General features: G+C 63.3%; 22 protein-coding genes and 1 tRNA gene. 10 read left to right on the forward strand and 13 right to left on the reverse strand.

The annotated features are described in order from the left end of the window. Nucleotides 1–3: 3 nt before the first annotated feature. The 9 genes from R3E77_13645 (at nucleotide 4) to R3E77_13685 (ending at nucleotide 8,540) form a co-directional block, all read left to right on the forward strand. Nucleotides 4–609, forward strand: a complete 606-nt coding sequence (locus tag R3E77_13645) for a GspH/FimT family pseudopilin (GenBank protein ID MEZ5500455.1) — start codon at nucleotides 4–6, stop codon at nucleotides 607–609. Continuing rightward, nucleotides 606–1,109, forward strand: coding sequence for a type IV pilus modification protein PilV (gene pilV, locus R3E77_13650; GenBank protein ID MEZ5500456.1), 504 nt, complete (start codon nucleotides 606–608; stop codon nucleotides 1,107–1,109). The genes R3E77_13645 and pilV overlap by 4 nt, the downstream gene beginning before the upstream one ends. Before the next feature lie 5 nt (nucleotides 1,110–1,114). Then, the gene (locus R3E77_13655; protein ID MEZ5500457.1) at nucleotides 1,115–2,215 is read left to right on the forward strand and encodes a PilW family protein; all 1,101 of its coding nucleotides are present in this window, start codon (nucleotides 1,115–1,117) and stop codon (nucleotides 2,213–2,215) included. An 11-nt stretch (nucleotides 2,216–2,226) separates the two neighbouring features. Continuing rightward, entirely contained in the window at nucleotides 2,227–2,697 is a 471-nt protein-coding gene (locus tag R3E77_13660; protein MEZ5500458.1) for a PilX N-terminal domain-containing pilus assembly protein, read from the forward strand. A 26-nt stretch (nucleotides 2,698–2,723) separates the two neighbouring features. Then, a complete protein-coding gene (locus R3E77_13665) occupies nucleotides 2,724–3,077 on the forward strand; it encodes a hypothetical protein (GenBank protein ID MEZ5500459.1) in 354 nt (117 codons plus the stop codon). A 28-nt stretch (nucleotides 3,078–3,105) separates the two neighbouring features. Beyond that, a complete protein-coding gene (locus R3E77_13670) occupies nucleotides 3,106–6,564 on the forward strand; it encodes a PilC/PilY family type IV pilus protein (GenBank protein ID MEZ5500460.1) in 3,459 nt (1,152 codons plus the stop codon). Nucleotides 6,565–6,600: 36 nt separating this feature from the next. After that, entirely contained in the window at nucleotides 6,601–7,065 is a 465-nt protein-coding gene (locus tag R3E77_13675; protein ID MEZ5500461.1) for a type IV pilin protein, read from the forward strand. A gap of 110 nt (nucleotides 7,066–7,175) precedes the next feature. Continuing rightward, nucleotides 7,176–8,165, forward strand: a complete 990-nt coding sequence (locus R3E77_13680; protein MEZ5500462.1) for an endonuclease/exonuclease/phosphatase family protein — start codon at nucleotides 7,176–7,178, stop codon at nucleotides 8,163–8,165. A gap of 63 nt (nucleotides 8,166–8,228) precedes the next feature. Further along, entirely contained in the window at nucleotides 8,229–8,540 is a 312-nt protein-coding gene (locus tag R3E77_13685) for a PilZ domain-containing protein (GenBank protein MEZ5500463.1), read from the forward strand. Nucleotides 8,541–8,547: 7 nt separating this feature from the next. Here R3E77_13685 and R3E77_13690 read toward each other — a convergent pair whose 3' ends face one another. From R3E77_13690 to R3E77_13740, 11 genes are all read right to left on the reverse strand, one after another. Beyond that, nucleotides 8,548–9,591 (reverse strand): LLM class flavin-dependent oxidoreductase, encoded by a 1,044-nt coding sequence (locus tag R3E77_13690; GenBank protein ID MEZ5500464.1) that lies wholly within the window; start codon nucleotides 9,589–9,591, stop codon nucleotides 8,548–8,550. 44 nt (nucleotides 9,592–9,635) lie between these two features. Further along, nucleotides 9,636–9,711, reverse strand: a tRNA-Thr gene (locus R3E77_13695). Nucleotides 9,712–9,771: 60 nt separating this feature from the next. Next, a complete protein-coding gene (locus R3E77_13700) occupies nucleotides 9,772–10,404 on the reverse strand; it encodes a hypothetical protein (GenBank protein ID MEZ5500465.1) in 633 nt (210 codons plus the stop codon). A gap of 9 nt (nucleotides 10,405–10,413) precedes the next feature. Next, nucleotides 10,414–11,199, reverse strand: coding sequence for a type III pantothenate kinase (locus R3E77_13705; GenBank protein ID MEZ5500466.1), 786 nt, complete (start codon nucleotides 11,197–11,199; stop codon nucleotides 10,414–10,416). Further along, nucleotides 11,196–12,188 carry a biotin--[acetyl-CoA-carboxylase] ligase gene (locus R3E77_13710; protein ID MEZ5500467.1) on the reverse strand — a complete coding sequence of 331 codons (993 nt, stop codon included), beginning with the start codon at nucleotides 12,186–12,188 and terminating at the stop codon, nucleotides 11,196–11,198. Before R3E77_13710 ends, R3E77_13705 begins: the two co-directional genes overlap by 4 nt. Continuing rightward, nucleotides 12,185–12,823 carry a glycerol-3-phosphate 1-O-acyltransferase PlsY gene (plsY, locus tag R3E77_13715; protein MEZ5500468.1) on the reverse strand — a complete coding sequence of 213 codons (639 nt, stop codon included), beginning with the start codon at nucleotides 12,821–12,823 and terminating at the stop codon, nucleotides 12,185–12,187. Before plsY ends, R3E77_13710 begins: the two co-directional genes overlap by 4 nt. After that, nucleotides 12,823–13,746 carry an arginine deiminase-related protein gene (locus R3E77_13720; protein MEZ5500469.1) on the reverse strand — a complete coding sequence of 308 codons (924 nt, stop codon included), beginning with the start codon at nucleotides 13,744–13,746 and terminating at the stop codon, nucleotides 12,823–12,825. The genes plsY and R3E77_13720 overlap by 1 nt, the downstream gene beginning before the upstream one ends. A gap of 121 nt (nucleotides 13,747–13,867) precedes the next feature. Next, nucleotides 13,868–14,935 carry an HlyD family efflux transporter periplasmic adaptor subunit gene (locus R3E77_13725; GenBank protein MEZ5500470.1) on the reverse strand — a complete coding sequence of 356 codons (1,068 nt, stop codon included), beginning with the start codon at nucleotides 14,933–14,935 and terminating at the stop codon, nucleotides 13,868–13,870. Then, nucleotides 14,932–16,956, reverse strand: a complete 2,025-nt coding sequence (locus R3E77_13730; protein ID MEZ5500471.1) for a hypothetical protein — start codon at nucleotides 16,954–16,956, stop codon at nucleotides 14,932–14,934. The genes R3E77_13725 and R3E77_13730 overlap by 4 nt, the downstream gene beginning before the upstream one ends. Nucleotides 16,957–16,964: 8 nt before the next feature. Then, nucleotides 16,965–18,305: a glycosyltransferase gene (locus tag R3E77_13735; GenBank protein MEZ5500472.1), complete on the reverse strand. Its 1,341-nt coding sequence runs from the start codon at nucleotides 18,303–18,305 to the stop codon at nucleotides 16,965–16,967. After that, nucleotides 18,302–19,711 (reverse strand): hypothetical protein, encoded by a 1,410-nt coding sequence (locus R3E77_13740; GenBank protein ID MEZ5500473.1) that lies wholly within the window; start codon nucleotides 19,709–19,711, stop codon nucleotides 18,302–18,304. Before R3E77_13740 ends, R3E77_13735 begins: the two co-directional genes overlap by 4 nt. Before the next feature lie 238 nt (nucleotides 19,712–19,949). On the opposite strand from R3E77_13740, the gene R3E77_13745 reads away from it, so the two are divergent. Next, nucleotides 19,950–21,290, forward strand: a complete 1,341-nt coding sequence (locus R3E77_13745; protein MEZ5500474.1) for a hypothetical protein — start codon at nucleotides 19,950–19,952, stop codon at nucleotides 21,288–21,290. Here R3E77_13745 and R3E77_13750 read toward each other — a convergent pair. Together R3E77_13750 and R3E77_13755 are read right to left on the reverse strand one after the other, a co-directional pair. After that, a complete protein-coding gene (locus R3E77_13750; GenBank protein MEZ5500475.1) occupies nucleotides 21,274–22,170 on the reverse strand; it encodes a rhomboid family intramembrane serine protease in 897 nt (298 codons plus the stop codon). The two genes, R3E77_13745 and R3E77_13750, sit on opposite strands and share 17 nt — an antisense overlap. After that, nucleotides 22,167–23,408 (reverse strand): MFS transporter, encoded by a 1,242-nt coding sequence (locus R3E77_13755; protein ID MEZ5500476.1) that lies wholly within the window; start codon nucleotides 23,406–23,408, stop codon nucleotides 22,167–22,169. Before R3E77_13755 ends, R3E77_13750 begins: the two co-directional genes overlap by 4 nt. Between the last annotated feature and the right edge of the window lies 1 nt (nucleotide 23,409).

The raw sequence follows: 23,409 nt of genomic DNA on the forward strand, positions 1-23,409 counted from the left end.
GCCATGAAACGACCGGCACAGGGCTTTACGCTCATGGAACTGATGGTGGTGTTGGCGATCGCCGCGACCGTGCTCGCGATCGGCGCGCCCAGTTTCGGTGAATTTCGCCGCAACAACCGCCTGACGGGTATCGCCAATGACTACCTTGGCTCACTGCTGCTCGCGCGCACCGAAGCGATCAAGCAGCAGACCAACGTGGCGGTCTGCGCCTCGCTCAATCCGGCCTCGGCCGCCGCGACCTGCTCCGCCGCCGCGAACTTCACCGGCTGGATCGTCTTCGTCGATACGAACAACGACTGCCAGCGCAATGGCGCCGACGTGATTCTGCGCGGCGACGGCCCGATCGACCCCAATGTCAACGCACCGTCGAATGGCGCGTGCATCTCCTTCAGCGCCAACGGCTTCACGCAACCCATCGTCGGCGGCTTTGTGCGCGCGGACCGGAATCTGTTCTGCGATGACCGCGGCAAGGCCCTGCAGGCCGGCACGGCGCTGTCCGCCGCGCGCGGCATCATGACCTGGCCGACCGGCCGCTCGCTGATCACACGCGAGACCGGTGCGGCGGGTCCGCAAAACCTCAATGACGCGGCCTGGGGGGCCTGCCCATGAAGTCGTTTTACGCGCAACGCGGCATCACCATGGTCGAGGCCATGGTCGCCCTCCTGGTTCTCTCCTTCGGCATGCTGGGCGTTGCAGGTCTTTACGTCGAGACACTGCAGGCAAACCGCACGGCGGTCTATCGCACCCAGGCGGTGTACCTGATCAATGACATGGCTGATCGCATTCGCGCCAATCGTCGCGGCCGCGGTGCGTATGCGGTTGCGGCGGGCACCCCGGTGGTGGCCGGCGTCAACTGCGTCGTCGCCGCCAATTGCAGTGAAGTGCAACTCGCCGACAGTGATATCGCGATCTGGCAGGCGCGCGTGGCCGAGTTGCTGCCACGCGATGCCGGTGGTGCCAACGCAACGACACAGATCCAGTTCGCGGCTGGTGCCAACCTCAACAGCGCCGACACCTACCGTCTGAGTGTCAGCTGGACCGAACCCGGTGAGCCCAATCCGCTCACGGCCAACATGACCATGCAACTGATTCCGGGGTCCGCTCTATGATGCGCTTGAGCCCACGCGCCGCTCGCGGCCTGTCGATGATCGAATTGCTGATCGCGCTGGCGATTGGTTCGCTGATCATCGTCGGCGCGGTATTCGTCTATTCGCAGAGCCGCACCAGTTACCGTCTGAATGAAACAACTGCGCGCTTGCAGGAAAACGCGCGTTACGTATTCTCGCGCATCGAATCGGACATCCAGCTGGCCGGCTATTACGGTTACAGCAACAAGTACAGCGACATCCGCCTGGTCGACAATGCCGGCAACGAAACCGCCCTGGCGCAGGCGCAGCAGGGCGATCCCACGGTTCCGGGTCTGCCCGGGTACACGCACTGGTGCGGCAACAATTTCCTGGTCGATCTCATGGCGACCGTGCAGGGCATCAACAATGCGCCGGCCGGCGCTCTGCAGTTTGGTCCCGCGCCGACCAACATGGGCGCAGCCCCGGGCGGCTGTGGACTCGGCGGCAATGGCAATGTCGGCGGCACCGATGCACTCGTGATCCGCCGCCTCGACGTCGCTGCGCTTGCGGCACCGACCGCGGGTGTCTTGCAGGCCTTCGTCAACCGCACCAAGTCGAGCAGCCAGCGTATCTTCTTCAACGGCGTCGCGCCCGGTGCACTGGTGCCCAATGTGGCCGAGATCCGCGACGTCGTCGGGCGGGCACTGTACGTGTCGCGCGACTCCGACGGTCGCCCCAACTATCCGGCACTTCGCGCCAAGGCGACGGTTGCCGGCGCGGCGGCGATTACCGATGCCGAGATCCTGCCCGGCGTCGAGGACATGCAGGTTCAGTTCGGCATCGACACCGGCGATTACGACAACGACGGCCTGCCTGACATCGACGACGATGCCAATGGCATACCGGACGTCGTCAACGGTCTCGCGACACGCTACGTCGACCCGGACAGCGCGCTCCTGCCCGGCGCCCAGGTCGTCTCGGTACGCATCTGGCTGCGCCTGCGCTCCGAGCAACCCGAAGTGGGCTACACCGACACGCGCAACTACCAGTACGCCGGCGTCAACTACACACCGGCGGCTGCCGAGGCCGGGTTCCGCCGCATCCTGGTCTCGCGCACCATCCAGCTGCGCAACTCGCGGCTGCTGTGAGTATCAGGACAATGAACAAAACGAACCTGCACACCCAACAACGTGGCGCGGCGCTGGTGATCGGCCTCGTGCTGCTGGTCATACTGACCCTGCTGGCCGTAACCGGCATGAACACCGCCAGCACCGAACTCGTCATGGCGGGCAACGAGCAGTACCGCCAGAACGCCTTCCAGGCTTCGGAAACCGGCATCGAGCAGGCCATGATGGTGCTCTCGACCTTGCCGCAGACGGCGGTGCCAACCGTCGTCGCGCCGGTCGTCATCGCTGGCACGACGGATGAGTACACGACCACCACCACTTACCGCGGCGAGGACTCGGATATCCCCGGATTCAGCGCCGGCAAGTTCATTGGCTTTCATTACGAAATCGACAGCACCGGCACGTCGCGGCGCAATGCCACCGCCGCGCACGAACAGGGTTCGTTCGTGATCGCTGGTGGCGCTGGCGGCTCTGTGATCACCCAGATCGGCGGTGGCCTGTGATTCCGAATTTTCAAGGAGCTAAGGTTATGTTCACGCGCATTGTTGCATTCGCCTTGATCGCCTTGCTGCCCGCGGGTTTCGCGGCGGCACAGAACAAGATTCTGGCCATCAATGAAGTTGCCATCGAGACGGGCATTCAATCACTCAGCCTGCCGGTGACCGAGTCAGGCTCACTGCTGGTTGCACCCTGCCCGGGCTGCGCCGCCATCAGCCTGCAGGCGAGCACGGCGACCGTGTGGATCGTCAACGGCCGGCGCGTTACCTTGGCCGAGTTCAAGAGCGCCACCGGTAATCACGGCGACAGCAGCGTGACCGTGTTCTATCCGCCGGATGCGACCAACCTGTTGCGCGTCGTCACCTACCTGCGCCAGGCGCCGTAAACAACCGAATTTCATCGAGGACAGCCCCATGAGCACTATTTCACGTTCGTTGACGGCGCTGGCAGCGGGTACGCTGCTGTGCATTGGCGCGGTGAGCCCGGCCATCGCGGACGATACCGAAATCTTCATCAGCCAGATCAACTCGGCCGGAGTCCGGCCGAACATCCTGTTCGTGATCGACACCTCGGGGAGCATGGGTTCGACCATCACGCTCGCCAAGCCGCCCTATGATGCTGCCACCGTCTACCCGGGCGCATGCAGCACCGGCCGCGTCTATTGGTCCACCGGCAGTGGCAATCCGCCGACCTGCGGTACGAGCCGCTACATCGACGCAGCTTACAACGCTTGCGGCGCCGCCGAAGCGGCCTTGAACAGCGGTGGCTTCTGGTTCGGTCGGGCAGCGCAGTTTTATCCCAGCGGCGGCGGCGGTGCGAGCGCCTATCGTTGGCGGGATTTGTCCTCGAGCGAGCACACCAGCTACGTCGAATGCCAGAACGACTGGGGCGTACATGGCGTCAACGCCGCCGCGGTGGCCAAATACCCGAAGGATCGCGATCCGTCGAACCCCTGGACGACCAATCCCGGCGACAGCCGCATCCTCAGCTGGTCGTCGCGCAACGACTTCACGCTCTATTCCGGCAACTACGTCAACTGGTACCGCTGGTCGGGACCGGCTACCTCGCTGACCCGTCTGCAGGCCGTGCAGTCGGTCGCTTCGCAGATCGCCAATACCGTCAATGGCGTGAACCTCGGCCTGATGCGTTTCTCCGACAACGGTGGATTTTTCTGTACCGACAACGCCGCCCAGGGCGGCATGGTCACCAAGGAAATGGTGGACGTGAACGGCACGGGCAATCGCGCAAGCCTGGTGGCGACCATCAATTCCTACAACGCGGGTGGCTGCACGCCGTTGTCCGAGACCCTGTACGAAGCAGGTCAGTACTATGCCGGCAACGCAGTGGACTACGGCAATACATCGGCACCGTCTTTGAGCGTCGCCGCGTCGCGCAGCTCGACGAATGCCAACCAGTACCAATCACCCATCCAGTACAAGTGCCAGAAGAACTACATCGTGCTCCTGACCGACGGCCTGCCGACGGCCGATACCAACGCCGACGCCAAGATCCAGGCGCTCGTCGACAAAGGCAGTCCGGCGGAGAGTTTCGCCTCGCTGGTCGGCAGTTGCGATGGCACGGGCGATGGCCGCTGTCTCGACGACATGGCGGAGTACCTGTTCAAAGGCGACCACTCCCCATTGGCGGGAAGGCAGAACATCACGACCTACACCGTCGGCATGGGTCCGGGCATTCCTGCGGGCACCAACTTCCTTGACAGCGTCGCCACACGCGGCGGCGGCAAGAACTACACCATTGCCGACGACGTCACGGAGCTCACCGATACGCTGCAGAAGGTCTTCAGTGACATTCTCTCGAACAGCACGACGTTCACGACTCCCACGGTTGCGGTCAACGCCTTCAACCGTGCCCAGACGCAGAACGACCTGTTCGTTTCGGTGTTTCGTCCGGCGAGCGAGCTGCGCTGGCCCGGCAACATCAAGAAATACAAGCTGGTGGGCGGCAAGATCGTCGACGTGAACAACGCCGATGCGATCGATCCCGGCACGGGCTTCTTCCAGAACAATGCCCAGAGCTACTGGTCGCCCTCGCCCGATGGACCCAATGTCGAGCCCGGCGGCGCCGCCAACCTCATCGACAATCCGTCGGCGCGCAATCTGCTGACCCAGGTCGTGAGCGGCGGCCCCATGGTGGCCTTCAACACGAGCAATGCCGCCATCACGGATGCCATGCTCGGCATCACCGGTCCCGCGCCATTGCGAGACGATCTCATTCTCTGGGCGCGCGGCCAGGACATCAAGGACAGGGACGTGGATGGTGATACCACCGAGCCGCGCCGCACCATGGGCGATCCGCTCCACGGCAAGCCCGCCATCGTGACCTATGGTGGCACCACAGGCAGCCCCGATCCGGATGACACCGTGATCTTCGCTCCCGACAACGACGGCTATCTGCATGCGATCGATGTACGTGAAACCTCGCCGACGGAGGGTCGCGAACTCTGGGCCTTCGTACCCTACGAGATGCTCGGGCGCATGGCCTCGCTGTTCGACAACCCCTCGGCCGTCAATCGCACCTATGGACTCGACGGCGACATCAAGGTGCTCAAGTTCGACGTGAACAACGACGGCATCGTCGATCCATCAGCGGGCGACAAGGTCTATCTGTACTTCGGCCTGCGTCGCGGCGGCAAGCGCTACTACGCGCTCGATGTCACCGACCGCAATAATCCGGTCATGCTCTTCACCAAGAGCAATGCGGAATTGCCGGGCCTCGGCGAGTCCTGGTCGCCGCCGATCATTTCGCGAGTCAATGTGGCCGGTGCCGCCCAGAACGGAGAGAAGCTGGTCCTCATCTTCGGCGGTGGTTATGACGCCGCCCAGGACAGCGGCGCCTACGGCACCGACGTCGAAGGCCATCGCATCTTCATGATCGATGCCAAGACCGGTGCGTTGCTGTGGTTTGGCGGCGCCAACACCGGGTCGACGGTTCCGCCCGTGGGTCCGTCCATGGCCGTGTTCCCGAAAATGGAGAACGCCATCACCGGGCGCATCAACGTGCTCGATACCAATGGCGATAACTATGCCGACCGCATGTACGCGGCCGACCTCGGCGGCCGGGTGCACCGCTTCGATATATGGAACGGCAATCCGGCCAATACCCTGGTAACGGGCGGCGTCATGGCGGAATTCGGTGCAGCGGGCATGGCCTCGCCAACGACGGCCGACACGCGCCGTTTCTACAATGGGCCCGACGTCGCGCTGGTGCAATTGCGCGGTGCCGACCCGTATTACAACATCGCGATCGGCAGCGGCTACCGCGGGCATCCGCTCGAGCTCAACAACCACGACATGTTCTTTTCGTTCCGCGACAAGACACCGTTCGCGCGCTTCACGCAGGCGCAGTACAACAGCTTCGTACCGGTGAAACCCGTCGACCTCGTGGACATCACGCCCAACATCAATTCGAGCGTCGTCCCGGCAACGGCCCGGGGATGGCGCCTTGACATGACGCTGAACGGCGGCTGGGTGGGCGAGAAGATCCTGGCGGAATCGGTCACAGTGAACGGCGTCATCCTGTTCCCGACTTACCAGCCGACACCGGCGTCATTGGCCGACCCCTGCGTGCCGTCGACCGGTCGCAACCGTGTCTACGCCCTGCGCATCGGTAATGGTCGCCCGGCACTCGACTTCAACGACGATGGTGTCAACGACCCGTCGGATGATCTATCGCAGTCGGGTATCGTCGGCGACGTCAGTGTTGGCATCATCCGCGACAGCAGCCTGGGTAACGGCGGTGGTGGTGGCGGCGGCGGTACGCCGACCGTTTGCATCGCCGGCGTCGAAGTGCTCAAGAAATGCGTGGGCGTCGGTGGTACCGTGCGCTCTTATTGGCACAGCAACGGCCGATAGGCCGTTGACTGGCCGGCGCCGGAAAAGGATGATCCCATGACTATGATCAACAGCTACCGCAGACGACAGCGCGGCGTCACGCTCATGGAATTGCTTACGGTCGTGGTCGTGCTCGGCATACTCGCGACCATCGCGATTCCGAGCTATCGCAGCTATCTGCTTCGCTCGCAGCGTACCGATGGCACGACCACGCTGTTGCGGGTGCGTTCGGCGCAGGAGAAGTTCTACCTCCAGAACAACGCCTATTCGAACGACATGGGGCCCGCACCTGCCGGCCTGGGTATCGCCGGCGCCGCGGGCGCCTGCGCGAACTCCGAGGGCGGCAAATACCAGGTGTGCATCGCGTTCAACGGCGGCAATCCCAACACCTTCATCGCAACCGCGGCGCCCACGGCTGCCGGTGGCCAGGGCGCCGACACCAAGTGCACTTCGTTCACCATCAACGAAACCGGCACCAAGGGCAGCACCGGCACGGCGACGACGGCGGAGTGCTGGCGCTGAAGGGTCACTGATTCGCAGCGGGCCGTGGCCGAACGGTCTCGTTTGCCATCGGCACATATCGCGCTGATTTGCATCTTGCCGGCGAGGCGGGCATTGCCGACACTGTGCGGGTGGCATCCCAGGCGCACGTCGCTCCCCTGATCTTGTTGGCGATTGCCGCATTGTTCGGTGGCTGCACGCCGCGCCCTCCCGAAGCGAGCCCGGCAGCGGGTGCCCGCGAGGGCTTGCGCCTCGCCACCTGGAACCTCGAGTGGTTCCTGCGCCCCGAGGATTTTCACAAACTCAAAGCCAGCTGCACTTCACGCGAGCAGCCGCCGCCGCGCAGTCGACCGAGCATTCCCTGTGATGTCGCCTATGGCATGGAGCGAAGCAGCAGCGACATCAAGACGCTCGCGGACTACGCCAAGCGCCTCGGCGCCGACGTGATCGCCCTGCAGGAAGTCGATGGCCCGGCCGCCGCCGCATTGCTTTTTGCTCCTGAGGATTATGACTTCTGCTTTACGGGTCGACGCCATGTGCAGAACAATGGCTTCGCGGTCAGGCGCAGCGTTGCTCATCGCTGTGGACCCGACCTCAGAGAATTGTCGCTAGGCGACAGCGTGCGACGTGGCAAGGAACTGGTATTGTTCCCGGGCGAGCCCGACGAGACCCGGCTGCTCGCGGTTCATCTCAAATCAGGCTGCGCGCGCAACGCGCCCGACGATCACCGCGACGCCTGCCGCGCCCTACGCCGCCAAATGGCCATCCTCGAACGATGGATCGATACCCAGGCCGCCGCAGGCCGGCGTTTCGCCGTGCTTGGGGATTTCAATCGCGATTTCGTCCATGAGCCGCGGCGCAACGGATTCTGGACCGAGCTCGACGATTCCGCCCCGCCCGAGGCCGACCTCAGCTTGCTGGCCGACCATGTGGAATTTCGCAACTGCGCGCCGCAACAGGCATTTTCGGGCTATATCGACCACATAATCCTCAGCCGATCGCTTGCCATGCGGGAGATCGAGGGCTCGTTCCGCCGCCCAACCTACACGATTACCGACTTTTCACGTCGCCGGCTCTCGGATCATTGCCCGGTGGCGATCAGTCTGTCACTCGGTCATTAAGTTCACTCGCTATTGGCCTCGCGCGGCCAGCATGCATAATGGCGCCTTGGGGACGGGCAAAAAATGAAAAAGAACCAGCCGAGCGACAAATCGGCGAACGTCGAACGGCGTTTGCACACCCGGCATCGCGCCAAGACCACGGTCTACATCAACGTCATCGGCGGCCAGAAGCGATTGTGCAAGGCAATCAATCTGAGTGCGACAGGCGTTTTCATCGAGACCAGCAATCTCGGTTTGCGTAAGGGTCAGAAGGTAGAGCTGTCCTTCGCCATCAATCTGGGCAAGGTCACAAAGATCCACAAGCGCAGTGCGGTCGTCGCTCATGTGTCCCGCGGCGGCACCGGCCTGATGATGGACGCCTACGCGACGCGCTAATTCCCGTTCAGCGCCGCCAGGGAATGGCATCGACGACGGGCGTCGCGATGTCCTCGGGGCGAGCCACGTTGATGTGTGGCAGCACTTCGCTTGCAAAGAGTTCCAGGCTCTCCCATGACATCTCGGCGTGCGTGCCGGGCTTGTTGATGCGCAGGCACAGATAGCTGCCTTCCGGGAGTTTGCCCGCAAGTTCGATGCACTGCTCGGGCGTTACCACCGCATACGCGGGACTCGACCTGACGATGGCAACGTCGGTCAGCTCCTCAGGCGTCGCCGCATAACTGATCCGGGCATTTCCGGCCTCGGCGGCCCACTTCCCGTAGTAGTTGATCTCATGCAGAAAAGAAGGTCCGAGCACCGACCAGGCTTTCTCCGGGTCGCGCGTGACATGGACGTATAGCGGCATCGTCGGGCGGCGCACGGGGCCGGGCTTGCGGCCGAGCTTGACGCACTCCTCCCTGTAGAGGGCGACGAGTTTGTGATCGCCGTCCGCCGGCGCGAAACCGTCGCAAAAGCGAGCGGCGCGTTTCGCCGAAGCGGCCACAGCGCCGCCACCCAATACGGGCGGCCGCTCGCCCCGATACGGACCCGGTCGTACACGACCGCGCCGGCCATCGAATTCAAACGCTTCGCCCGCCATGGCCGAGATATAGATAGGTAATTTCTGATCGGCAATCCTACCCCGTTCACGGCTCGAGACACCGAACATCTCGAACTCGTGCGCGACGTAACCGATGCCGGTAACGACTTCGGTACGGCCTTTGGACACCAGGCTCAACATGATGTGATCTTCAGCCACGCGGATCGGGTCATGCAGCGGCAGCAACAGGCAACCGATGACGATGCGGGTATTCTCCGTGACGGCGGCGATCGCCGACGCCAGGACCAGCGGCGACGATATGAAAAGCGAGTCGTGGTGCTCCGACAGCCAGACTTCGCTGAGGCCTTTGCGGTCGGCCCAGGCCAGCTGTTCGAGGGAGAGTTGATACAGGGAATCGTCGTGCAGCTCGGGCGGCAGCAACATGTCGACTTGAATGCGCCAGGAGATCATGGTTCTGTCGTCCGCAAATGCATGAAGCGCCACGAGCGGGTCCCTGGTGCTGGCACCGTGACTCGAACACGGGACCTGCCGCTTACAAGGCGGCTGCTCTACCAACTGAGCTATGCCAGCAAGGATCAAAGACCCGACAAATATTCTAAGCGATGGCCCCAGCCATCGCGACCGTGTTGCTCAGGATGCGGCAGCGGGCGCGCAGGATTCGAGCCGCAACGCTCCTTGACCTGCCGCGAACGCGCCGAGATTGCGCTCGGCTTCGCCCTCCTCGACCTGCAATTCGAGCCAGTACTGCGGGACATCGCGCGTCTGATCGCTGATCAGCGGTTTGAAGCCGATACGCTGCACGACCTGCGCACGCCGCGCCGCACGATCGCGTTCGCTAAAAAGGCCCACCGAGACGCGGCGCTCGAGGTCTCCCTCGTGGAACGGTATCGCCACTGCGTCGCCGAGGCCGCCCTGGCGCAGGCGGGCGATGATGCGCGCCTGTCCCTGCGCACTGGCGATATTGCCGACATAGACGAGAAACCCGGCCGTGGTCTGCGCCTGTCGCGTGGTCACACTGGGGCTGTAGCCGCCCGGTTCGAGAAGTTTCACCGCCTGGCCGGCTTCGCCCTCGTCACGAAATGGTCCGAGGGCCAGACAGCGCCTCTGCACAGGCGCAATCGGTACTTCGCTTCGCAACTTGAGCGCCGGCAGTTGCTCGGCGCCAAGAAGTGTGCCGTGCTCGGTTGACGGCGCACTCAACCAGTGAGTCCAGGCGAACACCGCGAGATTGGCCAGCAGCAGCACGGCGATGAGCAGTCGCATCAACGCATGTTACTCGAAGTGGCTGGCATTGGCCCGCGTCGCCAGCACCAGCAGGCCGCGCAGCACCAGGTCCTCAACCCTCTGCGTGTCAAGGCTCAACAGGACTTGCAGCTCACCACTGTCGCCGCCCGTGAGCACGACCCGGGGCCGTTGACCGAGATCGCGCAGGGCATTCTGATGACAGCGCTCGATCAAGGCGACGAGCGCAAGATGCGCACCACGATCGATCGCCGTCGCCGTGTCCCGACCCCAGGCATCGCCGTTCGACAGACCCGTACCACGCGCGCGCTTCGCAATACCGGCGGTCCTGCCATGGAGGCTCGAACGCATCATGGCGGCGCCCGGCACGATCAATCCACCGCGGTGCTTTCGGTATTGGTCGATGAGATCGATGGTGAGCGCGGTACCAGCATCGACGACCAGACAGCCTGTGCGCCGCGATTCAACGTGCGCCGCTGCCAGCACAGCGAGCCAACGGTCGACGCCGAGTCGCCAGGGTTGCGCGTAACCGCAGCGCACGCCAGCGGCACTGGCCCTCACGCGTGCAAACTCGGCTCGCTGCCCAAAGGCGCTGTAGATGGCGCGTGCCAAGGCGCGATTGCGCTCCGCCGAGGCCACGCTGCTGATCAATATGCGATCGAAGCGCGTCGCGAACTGCGCGCGCAGCCACTTCGCGCTCGCTCGTGCCGAGTCGCCGGCGACTTCGCGGTAACGCTGACGCGATATCCTGCCGGCGCGCCAGGATGCGCACTTCAGGCGTGAATTGCCGGCATCGATCAGGAGCCAGGCTGTCATGGCTGCACTCGCACACTGACATCGCCGGACAATAGCGCGCGAGTGGCGCCGTCGGCCGTGGCTAGCAGCAACTGACCTGTATCGTCGACACCCATCGCTTTCCCGACTGAAACGTCATCGCCGTTATACACGCGTACTTCCCGGCCAAACAACGCATCGGCGCCGCGCCACTCGGTGGCGAAGCCCCCAAATCCCGCACGCTCGAACTCGAGCAATGCACAAATGACCTCGCCGATGATCCGGCCGGCGAGTTGATTGCGATCCACGTCGATAAGGCCGAGATCATGGGCGAGATCCGCTGCACGGGTGCCAGCATCGATCAGGGCTTGTCGTTGTGCGTCCGCGAGCGCGATGTTGATCCCAATGCCAATCACGACCTGCGCACAACCGCCTGCCTCTGCACGCATCTCGAGCAGTATGCCGCCGAGCTTGGCGCCTCGGACCTGAAGATCATTGGGCCACTTGAGCATGACGTCCCGGGCGCCGAACGTGCCCAGGGCGCGCCGAGAGGCGATACCGATCGCAAGGCTTAGACTGCCCGGCATGGGCGGCATGCTCGAGAACTGCCAGGCAATCGACAGGCTCAGTGATCCTCCCAGGCTGCTTTGCCAGCTGCGTTGCTGGCGGCCTCGCCCTGCTGTTTGAATTTCGGCCAACAGCACGCTTGCCCGTTGTGATTGCCGCGGCAATTCGCCAAGCAGGACGGTGTTGGTTGATTCCACCTGCCATCTGACCGCGAGAGCGGCGACATGGGGTTGCCAGCAATCTGGAATCGAAGCCTCGATGGTTTGAGAGGCGAGAGCTGTTACCGGACGGGCAAGCGCGTAGCCGCGATGGCGTACGCCCGTCACCCCGGCGCCGGAGGCGCGGAGCTGGCGGATCGCTTTCCAGACCGCACTGCGGCTGACTCCCAATTCCCGGGCCAGGGATTCGCCCGAAACCTGTCCGCCGCCCGCAAGGCGCCGAAAGATCCGTTCGGGCAGATTCACTGCGAGCGCCTGCCGAAGAGCCACAACTTCTGCGCACGCGGTTCGCGCCGGGTTCGCATGCGCCGAAGATTCGTCCGATGACACCAGAGAATAAGGAGCGCTGCAGCGATCGCGAAACCGGGCAGCGAGCTGTTTGCCGGCCCCGACGCCAATACCGCGAGCGGAACCAGACTCGCGCTCGCCACCATCGAACCCAGGCTGACGAAACCAGTAAGAGTCACTACGATGAGCCAGACAAGCAGAAATTTCCACAGCAGGCCGATCGACAGCGCAGCCAGGGCGCCCACGAGCGGCGCCACGCCTTTGCCACCGCGAAAACCAAAATAGACGGGCCAGACGTGACCTGCGATGGCGGCGAATCCGCAGGCCGCGGGTAACCACTCGCCCCGCGTCATCGCCGCAACATCCGGCAACGGCAGCTGCGGCAGCCACCGCACGGCGAGCCAGGCCTTGCCGACATCGATCAACATCACGCCGAGGGCGAACCATTTCCCCTGGGTACGCAGTGCATTCGTACCGCCCGCGTTACCCGAGCCCATGCCCCGTATGTCGACGCCGCGCAGCAGGCCGAGTACCAGGCTGCCCACGATGGAACCGATCAGATAGGCGAGCAGCAGGTACGCGATCCAGTGCATCACGCCTGTACCGGTCCGGGTAGGAAATTCTCGGCGAGCATGCAGCGTAAACCGCCGCCACCTACGGTTTCGATGCAATCGAGGGGCACGATCATCACCGCGTCGACCTGGCCGCGCAGCAAGGCGTATCGATTCTCATCGAACGCATCGCGGGCCCTTGCCGACATGGCAAGGATACACACATCGCCAAGCCCCTCCTCCCAACTGGCCAGCTCGAGGATGTTGGCGGCGAATCGGGTCACCGCGTCGCGATCGATCGGCACGACGACGCGCCCGCCGCCGGCGAGGTCCTGCAACAGCTTGTCGCGCTGGCTTGCCGCGACTGCTTCTGCGCACACAACCACGAAGTGAGTACCGATCGATAACATGACATTGGTGTGATAGTACGGGAACCCACGCGCGTCGACGGCATCGAATGCGACGACCTCGTAGCCGAGTTCGTCGCCCCAGCGCCGCGCCAATGTCTCGTGACTGCGCCCGGATCGACACATATACGCTTTCCTGCCAGGGTGATCCAACACCAGCGAACCGGTACCTTCGAGGAACTCGCCGTCGCATTCATGGGGCGACAGATCGACCACACGGCGAATCGCGAAACCGCACCGGGACACGAGCGTATCGAGGATGTCCCTGCGACGCTCTAGCCTGCGATTGGCCGCAAGCAACGGGTAAAGCACGGCTGTACCGTCAGCGTGCAGGCTAAGCCAGTTGTTCGGGAATACCGCATCCGGACGCACAGGCGGCGTTGCGTCGTCGAACTGATCGACGCGGATGCCCTCGGCCCGAAGTGCGGCGACGAGCAGATCGAACTCGTTGCGCGCAAGAGCGACATGGTCTGCCGCAGTCGACGCCGCCGGAGGCTGCTGCAGCGCATTGCTCGCAGCCGTTTCACTGTTGAAGCCAAAAGCGGCCGGGCGAACCATCACCACGGCAGCTGCTGTCTGAGATTCTCCCAAGAGAGCGTCCCGGGTTGCGCCGCAACTGCGGCACCGGTCGCGATTTTATCTCAATGCCGGGCCTTGTCCGCGCGGCGCGTGCGAGCGGCTAGATGAGGCCGCCCAACCAACCCAGCAGCTCACCGAGCCGACGACCGGCCGCGCTTGACTCGAATCCGTAGTGGAAACGGACTTTGACCGGCAGGCCATGGATACTCTGCCGGTCATTGAGTGCCTGCAGCTGCTCGAGCCTGAGGACGACCGTCATCGGCCTGACCCCGAATTGATCCACGAGGTCCGGCGGCATGCGTCGCGTGAGCTTCGGCACCTCGGCAATACGTGCATCGATGGTGGCGCCATCGGGAAAGCGGATGGTCGCACGACTGCCCACTGCCAGTTCCGCCGCATATTCGGGCGCCACGTAGGCGATGATGGCCGCGCTGTCGCTGCTGCCCACCGTGAAAAGCGTCTGGCCCTGGGCAACAAATTCGCCGGCGGTTGCGAACGCATCGAGCACGCGCCCGGGTTGAGTGGCAACTACGGTTGCATCCGCTACGCCGCTGGCGCCGCTTTGGGCCGCAACGACGCCTGCGCGCCTCGATGCACCAACGAACTCGGCCAGCGCCGTGCGCGCGCTCAGCCAGGCCGACTCGGCCTGATCCACGGCGTATTGCGCTTCATTTCTCTCCGCAGCCGTCGCCGCGCCCGCGGCAAGCAGATCATCGATTCGACGCCGGCGGTCACGCTGGTAATCGAGCATCCGGACGCGCAGTGCAAGCTCCTGCTCGAGCAATTCCCTTGCCTTGCCCTCGACTGACGGTGCATCGCTCCCGGTGTCCACTCGCAGGCTGACGGCGGCGGCGCCCGGCGCGGCAACTCGAGCGAGCACCTGCCCGGCAATGACAGCATCGCCGACGTTCGCATTCAATTCGCTGACCTGTCCTGCCAGAGGTGCGCGTGCTTCATATTGCTCGAGCACCACCGTGCCCGGTGCCTGCCGGGTAAGCGTCGTGCCGATGACACCGACGACCAGATACACAACCGGCGAAAGTACGACCGCAAGTATCGCCCACCAGCGCCAGCGAGCGAGATTGCGCCGTGCCGCGCCGTAGTTCACCTTGAGGCCGCCAATCTCGCCCGGATCCGTGCGCGCGGCGCGATGGAAAGCAATTTTCATGGGTCACCCGGTCGTTGTGCAAACATCCCGAATTCACCTGGCTCGGGCTGCAGAACGAGACCATGGAACTGCGGCCCTCTGAGTGACGATTCGATGCGCTCCAGGCGAGCCCTCTGCTCCTGCTGAGCGAGGAACCCGAGGCTTTCATCTCGTCCCAGGCTGCGCTCGAGTGACAAGGCCACGCGATAACGCAGCTGCGGCAAGGACGAGAGTGCGTCGCGTACGATCGCAACCACCCGTTCGGGATTGGCAACATAGGTCATCAGCGTCGTCTCGACATCGAGATCCTGTAGCGCGTTGCCAAATGGTCGTCTTGAATTGGCGCGTCCCAGCTGCACCTGCAGCTGACGCGGATGCACGCTCAACCCAAGCGGCCAGGGAGAGCGCCGCTTCGCCTCCCGCAGCGTCTCCAGAAGCTCCTCGAGCAGTTTCTCCTCGCTGCCATGGCGAGCATCCAGTTGGGTGGTCTCGAGATCGAGATGCAAAGCATCAAAATCGAACACCGCCAGGTCCCCGATGGTCCGCAATAGTGCCGGCCGACCCTTGGTGAGCAGCCAGGTGGGTTCGCCAAGCAGCAATTCGACGGCGTAGCCTTGCTCGCGCAGCTTCGCGATGCGAGCGGCGAGAGCGGCTGGATTGACGCGCGCTTCGCGCAGCTCCCGGGCATTGAGCGACAACAACACCCGATCGATACCGAGCGCTCCGTGCTGCGACCGCCCGGACGGCGCGACCGAGGCCAAGCGTTCCGCGTCGTGCCACAGGTAGATGGCGCGGAGCGACTCCACCTTGGCAGCACAGAGTCCCGATTCCGCAGCGTCGATCTGCATGAGCATCGTCTCGACCTCTGCATCGAGTGCGGCGCGCGCGGCAGCGTAACGACCGATCCGTGCCTGCAGCAATTGCTCCTGGGTATCGCCTGCGAGCCGTGCTGCGCGCAGTTCGCGCTCGCGTACGGCACTCTCTGCCGCCGCAAGACGGCTGCCGGCAAATGCGACCAGTCGCCGGGACGCATCCTGGCGCTGTGCCAGCCGGAGGCGAGCCGAGTCAATCTCGGCAAGCCGTGCTTCGCGGCGATACTGCAATGCCTGGGCTTCAGCCGCATCCGCGCGAGCCAGCGCCCTCCGTTGCTGGAGCGCGCCGAGCGGCATATTGAAGGTGAAAGCGATATTGGCCGTGCCCGCATCGCGCGCCGATCCCTGATCGGTGATTCGATTGGCATTGATGCGCAGGGTCGTCTCGACCTGATCCAGGGCGTTCCGTTCCGGCCACTCGCTTCGCAACGCCAGGGCACGATCGAGATATTGAAGCTCCGGGTCGACGCCGGCGTCCCCGCCATGGCACAACTCGACTGGCGCCGGCCGCATCACTGAAATTGCGGCAGCTGGAAGAGCGGTGAGAGCCGCAATCTGCCCTGCGCCCGACTGCACCTCCATCTGCGCAGTGACAGCATCGCGCTCGGCCATGACGAACGCACTCTGAAACTCAAGCCGATCGGACTCGAGCAACAGCGCCGAGCGCGTCCTTTCCGCAAGCACCGGTAGCGCGCGCAGCCGCAGCGCCAGCAGTTCATTTGCCAGATTCACTCGTTGCGTCGCCGCCCAGGCGTTGACATAGGCAACGCGCAGTTCGCGTAACATCCGGCGTTGCGCTTGCGCCAGATCGAAATCCGCTTGCGCCTGCGCCAGTTCATTTGACAGGCGTTCACGAATGTAGCTGCGTCTGCTCGCCAGCACTGGTATGCGCAGTCCAATGTCGGCGCCGAGCAGATCGATGTCACGAACCCGGTCGATGTCGACGATTTCGCTGCCATGGGTGTAGGCCGAACCGCCGACCAGCGAAATCCCGCCCAACATGCTCCCCGCTTCGAGTCGCGCCGTCCTCGCGCGATGCAACGCGAGTTGTGCGCTCGCCAGTGCCGACTGCGGCAACATCTGTTCGAGATCGGAAAGCCGCAGGGGCGGCGCCGCCAGCGCAATCGCACTGGCACCCGACATCACCGTGAGCAGCCAAATGCTACGCATTAGCAACCTCAGAAGCGCGTCTTGCGCAACACCCACCACGGCGCCATGGAAGAATCAAGGTGGGTCCGATTCAACATTTCCGAGAGCGTCGCGATACCGTTCCAGCTGCGGGTGATAAACGCAAACGCAGGAAATACCAGCAACACCCAGGCGAAACCCAGGTCGTAGCGTTTGCGTTCCGAGAACAGCAGCAGGTACTCGAGATACATGGCGGCAGCCAGCAACAAATAGAACAGATAGATGAATGCAAGAACACCAATGACGTAGGCCGCCGGATACGCGAAGAACACCCAGACCATGTATCCGATCACCAGAAACGGCAAGGCGATCTGGAAGAAGAGACCCGTCCACAGCAAGGCGATGAAATTCGGCCAACCCAACAGTCCCGGGCGCAGCGCATGTCGGTATTTGCGCAAGTACAGGTAGGAAAGGTCGCCGTCCCAGCGCAGGCGCTGATTGAGAAACCCCCCCAGCGTCTCCGGTGAATCGGTATGCCCAATGGCGCGTGGCTCGAAACGGATGCGCAGCTGCGGATGGCGGGCGAAGTACTTCTTGATGCGCAGAGTCAGATCCAGGTCTTCGGCCGTACCGCTGTCCCAGCCGCCGATATGCGCGATGAAACTTCGCCGAAACGCACCGAAGGCGCCAGAGATATTGTTGACCACGTTGAGTTGATCGAGTCCGGCGCGGCTCAGGTGAATCGACAGCATGTACTCGAGCGCCTGCAGTCGCGTAACCAGGGTCTTGCGGGCATTTCGTACACGCAGGTTGCCGGACACGGCGACGACATTCGGGTTCGCGAAATGCCGAGCCATGTTTCCTACCATGTCATTGTCGAATGACGTATCGCCATCGAGCGCCATGACGATTTCACCTCGTGCGAGTGCGAGACCTTGATTGAGGCTCGATACGCGCCCGCCTCTTTGCGTCTTCGGCACGACTTCCAGCCGACGCTTTGGATCGCGATTGATGGCAGGTGCTTCGCGCAGCAATACCTCGAGCGTGTGGCGGTTTTGCCTGGCCCCATCAACGATGGCGAACATCTCGATACGCCCTGGATAGAGCTGCCCGGCAAGCGAACGCACGGTCTTGCGCACGTCCTCGCCTTCTGAATAGCAGGTGATCACGCAACTGACCAGTGGGTGATAGAGCGCGTCACGGCGGCGAAAGCGATTCTTCACGAAATAGCGAACCCCTCCCAGCATGACGATGACCTGCGCCGGCAGCTCGAACACGAATACAAAGGGGAAAAACTTCAGCGCAACGTCGATCCAGTCGGAATCGACGGCGTTATGAATGAGCTGCTGCAGGGTAAACAGCGCTTGCGAGAACTCCTGCCAGAGCATCATGCACTCACTCGCTCGCGCATAGCCTGCATGACTGCGGCAGCGTCCTGGTGATTGTCCTTGCCATCGCGCGATGCATGTGCGCGCGCGGATATCTGCAGCCGTCCGAGCGCCGGATCGGTGATCTGCTCGGGGAGCTTCAATACTCGACTCAACAGGATCTGCACGCCTTCCGGTGGCGTTTGCGGCAGCAACAACCAGCAGTACTGCTCGTCGGCGCGCATCAGCAGGTCTGTCGTACGCAGAAGCTCGCGCAAACGAGCCGCGAAGTTGTCCAGCATCTGCGCGACCCGTACGCGTGGCAACTGCACCAGCAATTCGCGTACGTTCTCGAACTTCAGCAGGACAAGCCCGAACTGTACCTCCGCGTGGCGCCGCGACAGCCCGATCTGCCAATTGAGTGTTTGCTCGAAATACGCCGGATGTGCGCAATTGAGCTCGTCGATGAGCCCGAACAGGTCGCCGACGTTGCCGGTGCGCACCGCAAGCTGGCCGGCGTTCGAAAGCTCAAAGGTGTGAAAGCGCTTTTCGTGCAGATCCTCGGTCGCCGACAGTCGCAGGCAGTTAAGACAACTCGCCTTGACGACGGGCTCCAGGAAACGTGCACCACAGGCACGACAACCGAAAGTCTCGAGCGCGCGGTCGTAGTCGACTCCTATGTGCCGCAGTCTGGAATTGCAATTGCCGCATTCCAGGCCATCGGTAGTGCGGAACTCCTCGTTTCGAGCCACATGACCGCAGGTATAGCAGTGCAGGAATATCTCTTCATCGATCTCGATCGAATCGCATTGCGCACACAGGTCGACGAATGCGAGCTGCGCCTGATCGCAGCCCGGGCAGTAGCGTAGTCGATGGACGAGCTTTTTTGCCTGCAGGAGACCCCGGCGCCGGAGCGGCTCACTCCACGCGAAACCGTCCACGCCCTGCGGCGCCAATGCATCGAGCACCGGGTAGTGGCAGATTTGCGGATGGTGCCAATCGCTGACGGGCGTCAGCTCCCGCGACGGGCGGGTCTGCAGGAAAGCAAGCAAGCGGTGCTCTGGCTCAGCCAGCAACTCGGCGGGCAATTGCGCAACAGCGTCCGTAATACGCTCAGCCTCCGCGAACATGGCAGTCTCATCGGCGCAGATGCCGTCGGCGAGCATGGCGCATACAGGTCCAAAATTCTCGACCAGGAAAATCGGCAGCAGCGACGCGGAGCGCTCGCTGCGAAGCAGGTGCAACCACTGTTCGCCCTGGGCACGGGATTGGGGATCGAGTAGCACGACGGGGCTCTCAGCACTCATCGCAAGTAGCTCACCGAGCGACTGGTATTCGATGGCAGTGCCGGAATGTATCGTTTCGCGCGCCCGCGGTCCGAGCGTGGCGACTTGCCTGTCGGGCTGTCTATTCAGTGTGGCCAGGGTCATGGCGGCGGTTCGGGTAGCTTCAGTTGCACAGGGCGGTTAACGGCGCAAAACCGGCAGAACTGAAGCACGGCGGATTGGCCACGGAGCCATGCCAGCGTGGCGCGCGCCGATGCGATCGCAATGTGCGCGAGATCACAATCCACTCTCGACATGCCTGCAGGCCGGGGATTTGACTAAAGACCCGCGCCGCGATGCCGCTCTAGTGCGCATACAGCGATTTTCTTGTGGAGCGCATGCGATGACTACGGTCAACACCCAGGTACAGACAGCGATGGTGCCGGTACTGCATCAGGACATCATCCGGCAGCCTGCAGCGACCTGCGCCAGTTGTAACGACGATGCCGCAGCAGGAACCCTCTCCGGCAATCTATCCTCCAGCGTGAGTACAACTGCGAGTCTCGACGCGGCCGTCCATGCCGCCGATCAGGTCCAGGCGGACCAGGGCGCGAATCTCATCGCCATGGCCGTACGCAGCGCTGTACAGCAGAAAGCATCGCTGTCTTTTCGCACGCAGGAAGGCGATCTGGTCAAGATCCGGCTGGTGAGCTCTTCGGTTACCGAAGCCGACTATCAGAGTGACGGCGAAACCGGTGACAGCCTCTCGTTCAGCACCGACAGCAGCACGCGTCTCGCGCTTCGTATCAAGGGTGATATCAACAACGACGAGCAGGCGGCCATACAGGCGGTGCTCGACAAGGTCGCTAGCCTGAGTGCCAGCTTCTTCAGTGGCGACGTGGCCGGAGCGTTCGCGGCCGCCGCGGATCTGCAGATCGATCCGGCCCAGCTGGCATCGTTTGCGCTGAAACTTCGCTACCGGGAGCAGACCTCCGTGGAAGCGCAATTCAATGACGCCGCCGTTGCCACGGAACCCGCGCCTGCCAATACGGCGACGCCCTCGAGCGTTACGGCGACCTACCAGAAGCCCGTGGTCAATTACCACCCCGTCGCTTCGAGCGCCGTTGCCGATGCCACGCCTGCCGCAAGCGCAAATTCAGCGCCTTCGAGCGCTGCCGCTGCGCCCGCCGCCGACGCCGCAGCCGCCCCCGATGCGACAAACGCGAATTCACCGGTCGAGCCCGCACCGACGGCTGCCGACACGACGCGCGATACCGCGACGGCGCCGAATGTTCAACAGATATTCGCGGCGATCACGAATTTTCTCGCAAATCTCTTCGACTCCCTGCAGATCGGCGCACCGGCCCAGACCAACGCGGCGCCTGCCGAGACCTCCGGCACGACCGGCAACGTCGAGCTCAATGCGCGCTTCAAACTCGAATTCTTCTTCCGCGTCGTACAGCGAATTGCGGAGGAACCTGAGGATGCGCCGGTGGTCGACGAGCCTGTCTCGAGCGAAGATCCGGTCCAAACAACGGACGAAAAGCCTGCACCCAACAAGGAACAGACGGCTGCTGCAATCGACATGCTGGGTGCAGTCGTCGATGCGACGCTGACGGCGTTGGTCGAGGCCGAGCCGTCGGCAGACCTCGACTCAAACAGCGCGGGCGCAGCTGCGCGCCGCTACCACGAGTCGCAGAGCGTCAGCAACGAGGCGAAACTCGCCATCAACCTGCACGCGTAATAGCGACGATCCAGGCGACGATCAGCACGGATATTGCGGCGATACCACAGGCAAGCTGCGCTGCCCCACCAGCGCAGGCGCGCCGCAGTGAATTGAGTGGCAGTGATCCGGCCGTCGCACCTGCCAGGAACCCCGTCAGGTGCGCGAGGACATCCGTGCTCTCGTCACCCGTACCGGTGTAGGCCAGCAGGACCACGCCCGCGACGACAGGCGCCACGCGGTAGGCCCAGATGCGTCGCGAGGTGCTGCGTTCACGCCACGAAAAAACCGACGTCAGCCCGAGCGCCGCGAAAATCGCCGTCGAGGCACCTACGGCGCGGTGTCCGGCCGGCGCAAGCCAGGCATCGGCGCAATTGCCTGCGGCACCAGCCAACAGGATGAGCAACCATGCCGCACCGGGACCAAAAAAGCGTCCGGCGATGAACCCGAATACACCTCCGAAGCCGATGTTCGCAATCAAATGCTCGAAGTCGACATGCAAGGTGAGCGCCGTCAGGCATCGCCACCATTGCCCTGCAACGACGCGATCGACCTCTAGCCGGCCGGCCGCATACCAGTTGCCGCCGAAGCTGCCGCGAACCGCGAGGTTGGTAACGAAAACCAGCACGAAGGCATAGATGCCGACTGCAAACAGCGACGCATTGCGCCATGGCAGGTGCATCGCGGGCTCGGCCGCCGGGCGTTGCGCGCGACGCTCATTGCTGTATTGAGCGAGTTCCCTGCTCGCCTCCTCGTATCGCCCCGTCGCCACAAGCAAGACGTATGCACCATCGAGATGCGCGATGTTGGCGTCGATGCCACGCGCGAGCAAAACGAGGCGGTACTCCTCGGCGAGATCCGCATCCCCGGTGCGTCCCAATTCGACGCTTGCTTCGCTCATGCACTTTTTTGCGTGGCGAATGTACGTGGGTAACGACCCATGGTCAGCAGCAGGACCGCGCCCATGAAGAAAAATGCGGAAGCAACGAACAGTATGAGTCGATAGCTGCCGGTCATGTCATAGACACGGCCAAAAAGCCACGGGGAAATCCCCGAGGCCAGGCCAAAGCCGGAATACTGCACGCCGTAGATCCGCCCGTAATGACGTAGGCCGAAATAGCGCGCGGTCAGGAAGGCGACGAGATCCGTTTCTGCGCCGGCCGCCAGGCCAATGCACGCAGCGCAGAAATAGGCGACATCAGCCGATACCTGCGCTTGTGCGAGCAGGACGCAGGCGAGCGCTGGCAGAACCAGCATTGGAAATGTGATTCCGGGCGCCCACCAGTGATCGATCAGATAGCCGGCGATCAGTCGCCCTGCGACGACGGACAGTCCAATGACGCCCGCGATGCGCGCCGCATGCGCGGCGCTGAACCCGTGATCTGCCAAGAGCGGCTGGAAGTTGGTAATCGATCCGCCAACGCCGACCGCAACCACAAACACGGAAAACGCGAGAACCCAGAAGCGATAACTGCGCGCAGCCTCGGCGAGGGTGAAACCCTCGTCACGCGGATCCCCTTGTTCGGCATGACCGGCGATGCGGGGTGGTTCCCTGAACCAGGCCAGTGCGAAAGGCAGCGCAAGCCCGAGCGGCAGCAAGGCGACAAAGGCATAAGCCCAGCGCCATCCGACCTGGCCGATCAACCAGGTTGCAAGTGTCGGCAGAAACATGCCGGTCAGACCGGTGCCCAATAGCGTGGCCGCGAGTGCAATACCCCGTTTGCGCTGAAACCAGGCATTGACAGCCCTTGTCCAGGTGACAGGCGTTGATCCGCCACCTAACGCGCCATTGATGAACCACAGCAGGTAGAACACGGGCAGCGACGCGGGCGTGAGCCCGATAGTGGCAAAGCACACGCCAAAGAGTATCAAGGTGCCGATTGCCACCCGGCGCACGCCCATGCGATCCGCCAATGCGCCGACGAACGGGACCGTCAGGACCACTGCGACCGTGAACCACATGATGGCGAGCTGCATCTCGCCGCGACCCCAGCCGAACTCCTGCGTGACCGGCAGGGTAAACGAGCCGAGGGAGTTGAATGGCACGGGCGATGCGCCGCAGGCCACGCCGAGGGACGAAGCAACCAGCACCCGCCAGCCTCGGGCAAATTCTCCCCGCGACGCCTGGTTGTCTGACATG

Source organism: Steroidobacteraceae bacterium, from assembly GCA_041395505.1.
Taxonomy (GTDB): domain Bacteria; phylum Pseudomonadota; class Gammaproteobacteria; order Steroidobacterales; family Steroidobacteraceae; genus JAWLAG01.

Bases quoted from the DNA above. Each gene is read 5' to 3' on its own strand.
- R3E77_13645 (MEZ5500455.1), top strand. From the start codon at position 4: ATGAAACGACCGGCACAGGGCTTTACGCTCATGGAACTGATGGTGGTG.
- pilV (MEZ5500456.1), top strand. From the start codon at position 606: ATGAAGTCGTTTTACGCGCAACGCGGCATCACCATGGTCGAGGCCATG.
- R3E77_13660 (MEZ5500458.1), top strand. From the start codon at position 2,227: ATGAACAAAACGAACCTGCACACCCAACAACGTGGCGCGGCGCTGGTG.
- R3E77_13665 (MEZ5500459.1), top strand. From the start codon at position 2,724: ATGTTCACGCGCATTGTTGCATTCGCCTTGATCGCCTTGCTGCCCGCG.
- R3E77_13670 (MEZ5500460.1), top strand. From the start codon at position 3,106: ATGAGCACTATTTCACGTTCGTTGACGGCGCTGGCAGCGGGTACGCTG.
- R3E77_13675 (MEZ5500461.1), top strand. From the start codon at position 6,601: ATGACTATGATCAACAGCTACCGCAGACGACAGCGCGGCGTCACGCTC.
- R3E77_13685 (MEZ5500463.1), top strand. From the start codon at position 8,229: ATGAAAAAGAACCAGCCGAGCGACAAATCGGCGAACGTCGAACGGCGT.
- R3E77_13690 (MEZ5500464.1), bottom strand. From the start codon at position 9,591: ATGATCTCCTGGCGCATTCAAGTCGACATGTTGCTGCCGCCCGAGCTG.
- R3E77_13700 (MEZ5500465.1), bottom strand. From the start codon at position 10,404: ATGCGACTGCTCATCGCCGTGCTGCTGCTGGCCAATCTCGCGGTGTTC.
- R3E77_13705 (MEZ5500466.1), bottom strand. From the start codon at position 11,199: ATGACAGCCTGGCTCCTGATCGATGCCGGCAATTCACGCCTGAAGTGC.
- plsY (MEZ5500468.1), bottom strand. From the start codon at position 12,823: ATGCACTGGATCGCGTACCTGCTGCTCGCCTATCTGATCGGTTCCATC.
- R3E77_13720 (MEZ5500469.1), bottom strand. From the start codon at position 13,746: ATGGTTCGCCCGGCCGCTTTTGGCTTCAACAGTGAAACGGCTGCGAGC.
- R3E77_13725 (MEZ5500470.1), bottom strand. From the start codon at position 14,935: ATGAAAATTGCTTTCCATCGCGCCGCGCGCACGGATCCGGGCGAGATT.
- R3E77_13730 (MEZ5500471.1), bottom strand. From the start codon at position 16,956: ATGCGTAGCATTTGGCTGCTCACGGTGATGTCGGGTGCCAGTGCGATT.
- R3E77_13735 (MEZ5500472.1), bottom strand. From the start codon at position 18,305: ATGATGCTCTGGCAGGAGTTCTCGCAAGCGCTGTTTACCCTGCAGCAG.
- R3E77_13740 (MEZ5500473.1), bottom strand. From the start codon at position 19,711: ATGACCCTGGCCACACTGAATAGACAGCCCGACAGGCAAGTCGCCACG.
- R3E77_13745 (MEZ5500474.1), top strand. From the start codon at position 19,950: ATGACTACGGTCAACACCCAGGTACAGACAGCGATGGTGCCGGTACTG.
- R3E77_13750 (MEZ5500475.1), bottom strand. From the start codon at position 22,170: ATGAGCGAAGCAAGCGTCGAATTGGGACGCACCGGGGATGCGGATCTC.
- R3E77_13755 (MEZ5500476.1), bottom strand. From the start codon at position 23,408: ATGTCAGACAACCAGGCGTCGCGGGGAGAATTTGCCCGAGGCTGGCGG.